This is a genomic window from Bradyrhizobium sp. LHD-71, from assembly GCF_031157255.1.
Lineage (GTDB): Bacteria > Pseudomonadota > Alphaproteobacteria > Rhizobiales > Xanthobacteraceae > P52-10.
Genome location: NZ_JAVIFX010000063.1, coordinates 1 through 8,075, shown reverse-complemented (window position 1 = coordinate 8,075; position 8,075 = coordinate 1). Strand labels below are relative to the sequence as shown.

Annotated in this window: 7 protein-coding genes; all 7 read right to left on the bottom strand. The window is 60.1% G+C overall.

The features are described from left to right. Nucleotides 1-264 precede the first annotated feature (264 nt). Entirely contained in the window at nt 265-1,428 is a 1,164-nt protein-coding gene (locus tag RCO31_RS34435; protein ID WP_308972911.1) for an ABC transporter substrate-binding protein, read from the bottom strand. Between the two features lie 72 nt (nt 1,429-1,500). Beyond that, nucleotides 1,501-3,258 carry an AMP-binding protein gene (locus RCO31_RS34430; RefSeq protein ID WP_308972910.1) on the bottom strand — a complete coding sequence of 586 codons (1,758 nt, stop codon included), beginning with the start codon at nt 3,256-3,258 and terminating at the stop codon, nt 1,501-1,503. Continuing rightward, complete coding sequence (locus RCO31_RS34425) at nt 3,246-4,025, bottom strand: ABC transporter ATP-binding protein (protein ID WP_308972909.1); 780 nt, start codon at nt 4,023-4,025, stop codon at nt 3,246-3,248. Before RCO31_RS34425 ends, RCO31_RS34430 begins: the two co-directional genes overlap by 13 nt. After that, nucleotides 4,022-4,786, bottom strand: coding sequence for an ABC transporter ATP-binding protein (locus RCO31_RS34420; RefSeq protein ID WP_308972908.1), 765 nt, complete (start codon nt 4,784-4,786; stop codon nt 4,022-4,024). The genes RCO31_RS34425 and RCO31_RS34420 overlap by 4 nt, the downstream gene beginning before the upstream one ends. Further along, entirely contained in the window at nt 4,783-5,859 is a 1,077-nt protein-coding gene (locus tag RCO31_RS34415; protein WP_308972907.1) for a branched-chain amino acid ABC transporter permease, read from the bottom strand. Before RCO31_RS34415 ends, RCO31_RS34420 begins: the two co-directional genes overlap by 4 nt. 4 nt (nt 5,860-5,863) lie before the next feature. Continuing rightward, nucleotides 5,864-6,745 (bottom strand): branched-chain amino acid ABC transporter permease, encoded by an 882-nt coding sequence (locus RCO31_RS34410; RefSeq protein ID WP_308972906.1) that lies wholly within the window; start codon nt 6,743-6,745, stop codon nt 5,864-5,866. Nucleotides 6,746-7,775: 1,030 nt separating this feature from the next. Beyond that, nucleotides 7,776-8,075: SDR family oxidoreductase (locus tag RCO31_RS34405; protein WP_308972905.1), on the bottom strand; the 300-nt coding region annotated here is incomplete at its 5' end.

The following is an 8,075-nucleotide window of genomic DNA, read 5'->3' as shown; positions in this document are numbered from 1 at the left end:
GTTCAGTTTTGGTCGACTACACTGCCGTCTCGCCCCGGAGAGTGGGGGTTTTTCGGGTTTGAGTATCCTTATCCCGCAGCCTTCTTTGACTGGGTTTATACCGTGAATCTGACGTACCATTGCTAGGCGTAGTTAAGTTGCCCGGACGAGGACTTGGCGCGACTTAGTCGATCGAAGAGACTTGGATATCCGTGATCGCTACGGACGATGTAGCTTGAGACGCTTCGCCGCGCGAAGCGTCTCAAGCTACATGAAAGGGCGTTCTCAGTATCCGAGTGGAGCGTCGCTCACGGCCACCCACCTGCCGTCTTTCACCTGCGCGAGGAACGACTCATTCGAGCCCTGATGCTTATCCTTGGTGAACGTCATAGGCGGCGAACCGAAGATGTCCTTGTAGTCCTTAATCTTCTCAACGCCGCCGATAAAGCTGTCGGCATTTAGGTCTTTGCCCGCGTTGTTCAGTGCTGCGATCGTCACTTGTGCCGCAGTGTAGCCGATCTGCGCCGCGAAATTCGGCACGTGACCGTATTTCTTCTTGTAGTCGTCAGCGAAGGTCTTCACCTCGCGCCGCGGGTCGTCTACAGCGACGAACAGCACTGGCGTCATGGTATACACGCCTTCGGTGACACCGCCGGCAACCTGGGCAACCGCCGAGTCATAGATCGCTGCCTGGCCGATCATGTCGACGTTCCAGCCCACCTTGCGTGCTGCACCGACGAATTGCAGCGTGTCGCGCACGATCGTGCCTAGCACGACGATGTCGCACTTGGCGTCCCGCAACTTCGCAACCGCAGCCGAGAAGTCGGTGTCGGTCGGCTTATGCAGCGTTTCGGCGACGAGGCTCGCTTTGCCTTCCATCGCCTTTAGCTGATCTCTGACGCCGTCCATGACGTCACGGCCGAAGTCGGTATCCTGCGAGGCGGCGCAGATATGTTTCTTGCCCTTGTTGTCCACGAAATACTTCAGCCCGGCGCGGATCTGGTCGTAGTAGGAAGATGCAAGCCCAAACTTAAACTTGTTTAGCGGAGTATACATCGACCGCGCCGAAGTGAGCGGGAACATGTTCGGAACCTGCTTCTCGATCTGCGTCGGTAGTGTCGCGTTGTTCATCGGCGTGCCGCCGTTCGCGATCATAAGAAAGACGTTGTCCCGATTGATCAGCTTGTTCACGGCCTGGACATGCCGCGGCACCTGATACTGGCTATCCTCGACGATGTACTTGATCATGCGGCCGTTGATGCCACCCTTGGCATTCTGCTCCTCGAAGGCCATACGGATGGCGTTCGAGTTATTCACGCCCCATTCAACGGTCACCCCGGACAGGTCCGTGCTGGTGCCAATCACGATTTCCTTGTCGGTGACGCCGCCTGCAAACGCAGGCATCGCAACAACAGCTGCCGAGACCGTGGTCAGTAGCAACTTTCGCATCCGTACGTCTCCCTTCGCCGTTATGGTTCTGGCACAAGGCCGCAGCTGGGGACCCGCCGGCGTTCGGGCCTCTCAGGACATTTCTTCGATCAGTTCACGATACTTCTCACTGACGAATCGGCGGCGCAACTTCATCATTGGCGACAGTTCTGGGTCTTCCGGCTCAAACCTCTGCTCAATCACGCGGAAGGAACGAATGGGTTCGGCGAACATGCTGTTTACCCGGGCGACTTCGGATTCGATCAAGGCCCGGACGGCGTCGCTGCGCACCAGCCCGGTGAAGCCGGCAAAGGCAATCCGCTTCATCTGCGCCCAGCGCTCGATGTTTTCATGGTCGATCACGATAAGCGCTCCGAGCCCGCCGGACGCTCCGGCCACGACAAGGGCGTCGGCGACGTACGGGCTGAATTTCAGCTCGGCTTCCAACTCCGTAGGCGAGACGTTAGCTCCGGAGCTGTCCGCGATCAAATCCTCGGCTCGTCCGGTGATGCGCACCAGGCCGTTTTCCATGCGAGCGGCGTCGCCCGTCGGGAACCAACCTGCGTTCGCCGACCGCTCGGCGCCGCCGATCCCACGCCAGTAGCCGGAGAAAATGTTCTCGTCGCGCACCAGCAGCTCGCCGCTCGACGAGATCTTCACCTCGCGCCCGCAAACAACCTGCTTGACCTTGCCGCGCTGCTCCGGGTCGGCCAACGTCGCGATCGTCAAGCCCGCCGCCTCGCTCAGGCCGTAGAACTCGATGAGATCGATGCCGAGTGTGCGATACCAGCGAATCAGCGCCGGCGATACGAGAGCGCCGCCGATGCAACCGATGCGGACGCGGTCGAGGCCAAGCCGTTGACGTACGCTGCGCAGGATGAGCCAGGCGCCAAGGCCGCCGCCAATCGCCCAGTTGAACAGGATGCGCTGCAGAAAGGTTGCCTCGGACGCAGCCACCGTTACCGCCGCGTAGAACTGCTCCCACACGCGCGGTGGCGCGAAGAAGACGCTCGGCATCACCTCGCGCAGGTTTTCGCCTACACTGTCGGTGCTCTCGACGTAGTTGCTTACAGTGCGCGTCACGAGCGCCTGATAGATGCCGAGCACGCGCTCCATAAAATGCGGCATGGGGAGGAAGGCGAGTCGTTCGTCGCCGGGGCGCTGGCCGAGCAGCGCGGCGCTATTCGCCGCCTGCGTCAGCACGGCCCGATGGCTGAGCAAAACGCCTTTGGCCGGTCCCGACGTGCCCGCCGTGAAGATCAGCGCGGCGTCCTGTTCACCGTCGAGCGCAGCGAAGCTCGCCGCCCATTCATCCGGATGCGACGCGTCGTACACCTCGCCCTGGGCGAGAAACGCCTGAAAACTCTCGCACATCGGGTCGCTGAAGTCGCGCAGGCCGAAGACATCGTAGATGACGATCTTCTCGAGCGCCGGACAGCGATCGCGGATATCGAGAACCGTGTCGAGTTGCTCTTCGTTGCCGACGAACACGATGCGGCTGCCACATGCGATGAGCGTCGCCTGGATCTGTTCTGCAGCCTCGGTGGTGTACAACCCTGCCGAGATGCCGCCGGCAGAGAGGACGCCGAGATCAGTCACGACCCACGCCGGGCTCGTCGACGCGAGCACGCATGCGACCTCGCCCGGCCGAAAGCCGAACGCGCGTAGCGCCATCGTCGCCTGCCGGATCGACTTGGCGAGATCGCTCCACGTGGTCGTTTTCCAGATGCCGCGATCCTTCTTGCGAATAATCGTTTCGGACGGATGCGCGGCGACATGCGCAAACACCATTGCTGGTATCGTCGCTGCGATTTCCGTCGCCGGTTCCGGGGTTTCGTCTAGCTGCGCCACAGCTTCTTCCTTTTCCACCGACGCGCACCGCGAACGCCGGTATCCTTCTGGCCGAGATAGAACTCGCGGATGTCCTCCCGCTCCAGAAGCACCCTGCACTCGTCCTGCAAGACGATACGGCCGACCTCAAGAATATAGCCGTAGTCGGCAGTTTTGAGGGCGATATGTGCATTCTGCTCGACCAGCAGAATGGAGACGCCCTGCTCCTGGTTGATGCGGCGGATGATATTGAAGATCTGGGTCACGAGTATCGGCGACAGGCCGAGCGACGGCTCATCGAGCAGCAGCAGTTTCGGCCGACCCATCAGCGCGCGGCTGATCGCTAGCATCTGCTGCTCGCCGCCCGACAGCAGCCCGGCGCGCTGGCTCGCGCGCTCCCGCAGCACCGGGAAGTAGCTGAAGCACACGTCCATATCTCTGGCGATGCCGTCGATATCGCGGCGGGTGTAGGCGCCCATGGCGAGGTTGTCCGACACCGTGAGGAAAGGAAAGATCTCTCGCCCCTCCGGCACGTGGCACATACCTCGTCGCATCACGAGGTCGGGCGCCATGTGCACGATGTCCTTACCATCGAACGACACGCTTCCGCGCTCGGGATCCATCAGGCCGGATACGGTCCGCAGGATGGTGGACTTACCGGCGCCGTTGGCGCCGAGCACCGCGACGATGCGTCCGCGCGGTACCTCGAGGCTGACGCTGCGGATCGCTTGAATCTGCCCATAGTAGGTCTCGATATTGCTGACGCGCAGGATCGGATCGACGCTCATGCCTCGCCTCCGATATAGGCACGCACCACCTCGGGGTGGGTCTGCACCTCGCCCGGACTGCCGAGCGCGATCACTCGACCGTAGTTCAGCGCCATCACGCGGTCGGAGACTGCGCTGACAAGCTTCATATCGTGCTCCACCATAATAACGGTGATGCCGAGGTCTTTCTTGATGTCGTCGATCCAGAACGCCATGGCTTCTGTCTCCTCGACGTTCAGCCCGGATGACGGCTCGTCGAGCAGCAGCAACTTCGGCTCGATACAAAGCGCGCGGCCGAGCTCAACGACCTTGCGCACTCCGTAAGGCAAGTTGGCAATCAGCGTGTTGCGATAGCGCTGCAGGTCGAGAAAGGAGATAACGTCTTCGACTTTCTCGCGATGGGCGAGCTCGGCGTCGCGCGCGGGCGGCAGGAAGGCGAATTGCGAGAGCAAATTCGTCTTCACGTGGCAGTGCCGGCCGATCAGGAGGTTCTGCAGCAGTGTCGCCTGTGAGAACAGCTCTATATTCTGGAAAGTCCGCGCGATACCGAGCGCTGCGATCTCGTGCGGCGGCACTTTCGTGACGTTCTTGCCGTTAAAGATGAGTTCTCCCGAAGTGAGATTGTAGATGCGGCTGATCAAGTTGAAGATCGTTGTCTTGCCGGCTCCATTGGGGCCGATAATTGAGAACACCTCGCCCTGCTTAACATCAAACGTCACCGCGTCGACGGCCTTGATGCCGCCGAATTGGATCGCGATGTCCCTTGCCGCGAACAGACTCATCGCAACCGCTCCGACCGCGCATAGGTCTTTTGCCGCCGTATGCCGCTCCGGCGATGCAGCGGAAAATCCTTAAGCCAAGCCTTGATCTTCAACCATCTGCCGTGCATGCCGAGCGGCTCGAAGAGGATCACCAGAACTAGCACCAAGCCGAATAACGACGGCTCAAGGCCGGGCATGCGGCCGATACCGAAGGGAAGGTCGTCGCGCACGATGGCGATGAACTGTGGTAGAAGCCGCACGAACATGGCACCGAAGATCGCACCGTGCAGTGAACCGAGTCCGCCGACGAAGATAATGGTGACAAACTGGATCGACAGCAGGATATCGAATGAGTCCGGCGCAAGAAAGCGTACATAGTGCGCGAACAGCGCGCCGGCGAGCCCGGTGATGCCGGATGAGGTGGCGAAGGAGATCGTCTTGTAGAGCGAAAGATTGATGCCCATGCTCTGCGCCGAGATCTCACTGTCGCGGATCGCAACCATAGCACGTCCGACAGGCGAACGCAGGATGTTGATCGCCAGCCAGATCACGAAAATCAGCACGAGCAGCGACAGGTAGTAGACGCCGTTCGTACCTTCGATCGGAAAGCCGAAGATGGATGGCGTCGGCACCGCAAAGCCGTCGAAGCCGCCGGTGACGGAGGTCCATTTCTGGAACACCGTGCCGATGATCGAGCCGAAAGCGAGCGTCGCGATCGCGAGATAGAAGCCGGTCATCCGCATCGTCGGGATCGCGAGCAAAACGCCGAACAGCGCCGACACGAGGCCAGCCAGCGGCAGCGTGAAGATGAACGGCACACCCTTCGTCATCAACACCGCGTTGGTGTAAGCGCCGATGCCGAGAAATGCAGCCTGGCCGAGATTGACGAGCCCGGTGTATCCGGTCAGCAACATCAGGCCGACGCCGGCAATCGCGAAGATGAAGACGCCGCCGAGCTCACCGACATAGAACTCGCCCAACACGGCCGGCACAAGCAGCAGCGCAAGAATTAGGACCGCGTAAGAAATGACCGCGTTGCGGTTGGCGAACAGCGAGATGTCTTGGGTGTAGGTGGTCTTCAATTGCTGAAGCATGTCGTCAGACCTTCTTGCGCTGGGTTTCCGCGAAAAGGCCCTGCGGACGAACGATCAGAACCAGGAGCAGCATGCTGTTCCACGTCACGTCTTGGAATCCGGCGGGCAAATAGTAACCTGCAAGCTGCTCGACGATGCCGATAACCACCCCGCCGACCAGCGCGCCCGGGATGCTTCCGAAACCGCCGAGAACGGCGGCCGCGAACGCCTTGAAGCCCAGAAAGCCCATATTCACATCGAGCACCGTGCTCGGCGCCAACAGGATGCCGGCGACCGCGGAGGCCGCGGCACTGATACCCCAGATCAGCGAGAAGATCGTGCGCACGGGAATGCCCATGCAATAGGCGGCGAGCTGGTTCTGCGAAGCCGCCTGCATGGCGATACCAATGCGAGTCTTGCTGAAGAACGCGTAGAGCACCGCGCAAAGGACGACAGTGCCGAAGACGATCGAGAGGCTGTCCTGGCCGATTGCGATGTCGCCGAAGTTCTCCACCTTGTTAGTGAAGGGGGTCACGAAGGTGACGGAACCGTACCCGAACGAGATGCCGGCGGCGGCGCGAAAGATGAAGCCCAGCCCGAGCGTCAGCATGATAACGGCGAACTGCGGCTGGCCGATGACGCGGCGAAGCACCACGGAATCCAGCAGGAAGCCGAACACCGCCATGATTGCGATGGCGAGTGCGGCGCCTACCCAGTAGTTCAAGCCCATCCCGGCGATCAGGCTAAACGCGACGAACCCGCCCAGCATCATGAGATCACCCTGGGCGAAATTGATCATTTCGGAGGCTTTGTAGATCAGCACGAAGCCGAGGGCGATCACACCATAGATGCAGCCGCCGGCCGCACCATTGATGACTAGCTGCAACAGGCGCGCTGCGTCTTCCACTCTACGCACCTCCCTGATCGCCGCGCGAGAAGCGACGATCCTGCAGCGCACTTTGCGGCGCCGCTTTATTGGGATGAATGATGGCGGCGGTTTTACAGCGCGTCAATCGGTTTTGCACGGCCAAACACCGCAACCTGTTCAGGTTGCTCCAATCGCGACCGTACCATCCTGATCACGAAGAAGACCGTCACAACCGAACTCGCGAGATCTGTGTCGAGGCATCGAAGCTCCATCTTTGCATCATTGGCAGGACGACGTGGGACGGAGCCATGTTCTGCAGAGTCAGAAAGCTCGGTTGGCGAGCTACTGCGAGAAATGACTGCGGAGAACAATAGTTTCGGGTGATCGAATGGCGATGCAATGCGACAAGCCGGCACGACGAGACTGGACCAGTCGAAGCCTCTTTAGAGAGCCGACTGAGGCTATCGCTAAGCCCGCCGCAAAACCAATGATCGCGGACAGTCTCGAGACGTTGACCGCGGGTCGAGCTATAGCAACGAACGTCATCACAACATGAGCGCGATCACCATTACCGTCATTTTTTCAATGTCAGACCCTGGCGCAATCGACGGAAGCAGCAGCACGAAACTCCATTCAATGACAGTGATCAGCCGGCCCACATTGATGGTCGCCTCGGCATTGAACGCCCGCTCAAATCTACGATTATTTCCGTCTCTCCAGAGATCATCAATCCTGGGCGTTCTCGAGTTCCACGTCGGTCAGACTCTCGACCGCCGGTCTGACAACGAGTTCGATCGATTGATCAGTGAAACACGCGAGCCGTCGAGAAAGAGAATCCCGGGACCGGGCCGATGACAGAACGCCCAGCTCATGCACTGGCGGGCCAAAGCATCGCGGATGCGGTCTGATCCAAGCGGTCTGATCCAAGAAGACACCAACCGGCGTCGCGACCAGTGGCGAATGCATCCACCTGAATATGCGCCGAAGGCTTGCTGTGGCAATCGCTTGCCGTCTCTCCAGATGTCCTTGCTGCGCACAAACGATCACGCCAACGCACAGACGCAAGAATTTATGTCACAGTAGAACCAGACACGTATGCGTCACCGGAGTCTCCGAACGCGGCCCATCCGCCATCGACGGATAAGACAGTGCCGGTGATATAGCTGGCTTCGCTCGAACTCAGAAAATAGATCGCGGCGGCTATCTCTTCGGGTTTCGCCAGCCGCCCCATTGGAATGCGACGATTCAGACGCGGCGTATCGACAAAGCCGTCGGATTCAAGCTTTTTTACAAGCGCTGTCGCGACATATCCGGGCGCCACAGCGTTTACGCGAATTCCGATCGACGCCCACTCGCAAGCCATTGACCT